Here is a 2943-nt window from a genome sequence, read left to right on the forward strand (position 1 = left end):
CGCACGTTGTTCTCACCAGCCGCCGCGTTGTAGTACGTCAGCACCCGGAACAGCTTCGGCATCGCCGAGTCACCGGACTTCGCCTCGGTGTAGATCGGTTGCGCATACAGCAGCCCGTTCCCGCCCACCGGGAGCGCCAGCAAGTTGCCGTAGATCACGTTCGTGTTCTCCAGCAGTTTGAGTTCCTGCTGGACGCGCGCATTGGTCTTCATATTCTCCGACGCCTGGCGCGGACCGACCGTCTGGCTCGTCGTCGGGGTCACCTTGACCGTCAACCTGCCGTAGCCCTCCGGATCGGCATTCGCCGTCACATAGGCGGCCAGGTTCGGGCGGTTGAGCGCATTAAGCACCCCGGTCAGCTGGAACTGCGCCAGATTCTCCTGGTTCGGCGACGACGCCGTGAAATAGTACGGCGGCTGCGGCAAGTTCGCGTCGCTATCGGACGTGGGATCCCGCGGTACCGACCAGAAGTTGTTAGCGCGGAAGAAGGTCGCCGCATCGTCGACATGGTAGCGCTGCAGCAGCGCGCGCTGAATCTTGAACAGATCCTCCGGATAGCGCATATGCGCCCGCAGGTCGGGCTGAGCATCCAGCGCCGACTTCGGCTGCACCGTCCCCGGGAACACCTTCATCCAGGTCTTCAGGACCGGATCGCTCTCGTCTGCCTGGTACAGGACCACCTCGCCGCTATACGCGTCGACGGTCGCCTTCACCGAGTTACGCGCATACGAGACTTCCTCGTTGACCTGCGTGCGACCCGTCGTACCGCTGTTGACCTGACGGGAATCGGCGGTCGCATCCTGCAGCGACATCCGCTGCGCGTACGGATACTTGTCGAGCGTCGTGTAGCCGTCGACGATCCACTTGATCGAGCCGTCCGCCATCACTGCGGGATAGGTCTTCGAATCGACTGTCAGCCACGGCGCAACCTTCTTGACCCGGTCGCGCGGATCCCGGTTGTACAGGATGCGCGAGTTCTCGTTCAGCGCATTCGACAGCAGGAAGTTTCGCTCGCCGTACTTGATCGCGTACAGCATGCGCGTACCGAAATTGCCCAGCGAGACACCCGAATCAGCCGAGTACGTATATTGCACTCCCTCGCCGTCGTACTCGCGGTCGCCGTCGGCTGAACCGACGATGGCGTAGTCCGGGTCCACCTTGGCGATCAACTCGCCAAAGTAGATGCGCGGCTGCTTCACCTGGAACGGCAGCTTGGCCTGGGCCGCCGTGTCTTGAATCGTCTGAGTATCTGCCACGATGAACACCGGCATGCCGCCGCGATCGGAAGCCGCATCGCTGGACACCTCGTCGACGGTGTTGGCCTGCGCGGCGATGAAACCGTTGCCGTGGGTGAACACCGTGTGCTGGTTGATCCAGTTGCGCTGGTTGTCGTCCAGGCGGCTCGGATCCAGTTCGCGGGCGGCGACGATAAAGTCGCGCTGCTGACCAGCGACGTCGTAGCGGTCGACCGCCAACTGTGCCGGGAAACCGTACACATTGCGTAGGGCCTGCCGCTGGTGGAAGGCCCGAGTGAGGACGGCCGGATCCAGAATGCGGATGTTACTCAGCGTCGCCTCGTCGGAGTTCACCGCGGCCGGCAGCGCCGGGGTCTGGGTCCATCCCCGGTCGTAGCTGATGTCAATATCGGGCCGGATTCGGTACGCGTCTCGGGTCGCAACGATATTGCGCTGGATATACTCGCGTTCCTTATCTGCGGCACTCGGCTTGACGGCGAACTGTTCCATCGCCGCCGGCCAGGCAACGCCGATGACGAGCGACGACAACAGCAGCAGCACCGCCGCCAGCGCCGGAATGCGCAGATCGCGCAGGAAGATCGCCGAGAAGAAGGCCAGCGCGCAGACGATTGCGATGGCCATCAAGATCAGCTTCGACGGCAACACGTAGTTGATGTCGGTGAAGGTGGCACCGGTAAAGATGTCGCCGCGCCGGGTGCTCGACAGCAGGTCGTAGCGGTCGAACCAGTAGGCGACGGCCTTGAGGAGGACGAAGATCCCCGCGATCACCGCGAGTTGAATGCGCGCGGGATTGCTCACTGCGCCGCGACGTCCGCCGCCGCCCAACCGGATTCCGCCGAAAACGTAGTGGGTCAGCAGGTTCGCCACCAGACCGACGCCCACTGCCAAGAACAGCAGATCCAGGATCAGGCGAACAAACGGCAGAGTGAAGGCGTAAAAGCCGATGTCCAGATTGAACTGCGGGTCCTTGACCCCGAACGGCTCCCTGTTCAGGAAGGTCTGCACCGTGGCCCACGACGCCTGCGCCACCAGTCCGGCCAGGAGGCCCAAGAAGGCCGCCGGGAGCAGTCCGGCGAGCACCGGACGGCGAGTCACTGCACTGCGGTACCGCGCGAGCGGATCGGCCGGGCTGGTCGGCATCACCATCGTCGGGCGGGACCGGTAGGCGGCGTACACGCACGCGAAGACGATCGCCGCGACCACCACCGCGACCACAAGCAGGACCGTCAGCCGCGTGGTCAGCATCGTCGACATCACTGTCGAGTATCCGACGTCCGAATACCAGAGCCAGTCGGTGATCAGTTCGACGAGGCGCGGGCCGATGAGCAACAACAGCAGCAGAAAGACACCGATACCGATGAGGATCTTGCTACGACGAGACAATGACGGCCGTCCGACAGGACTGCGCATACCCACCACGTTTACTACTCCAATTGGGGGTCGGGGACAGCGATTGCCTCCACCTTACGCAATCCGGCAGATCGGGCACCGGGCACAATGGCGTTGTGAGCTATTCTCAGGCCGATCTCGGCAATGCCCTCGCCCAATGCGCCGCGTTCGCCTCCGAACAACCGTGGGGATCGGTCGACCTGCTGTTTGCGCTCGTACCAACCGGAATGCTGACTGCTGCGGCGCCGCACCTGGTCGACGACGCCGACGACTCGATCCTCAGTCCGGTGCTCCAGGA

General features: G+C 63.4%; 1 protein-coding gene and 1 pseudogene. One reads left to right on the forward strand and one right to left on the reverse strand.

Annotation, left to right across the window (positions count from 1 at the left end):
* A partial coding sequence (locus tag WAW85_RS11360) for a UPF0182 family protein (protein ID WP_422559717.1) occupies positions 1–2666 on the reverse strand: 2666 nt, incomplete at its 3' end.
* 95 nt (positions 2667–2761) lie between these two features.
* On the opposite strand from WAW85_RS11360, the pseudogene WAW85_RS11365 reads away from it, so the two are divergent.
* Positions 2762–2943, forward strand: a pseudogene (locus WAW85_RS11365) (hypothetical protein); the annotation flags it as partial.

Source organism: Gordonia sp. (in: high G+C Gram-positive bacteria) (assembly GCF_049299075.1).
Classification (GTDB): Bacteria; Actinomycetota; Actinomycetes; order Mycobacteriales; family Mycobacteriaceae; genus Gordonia.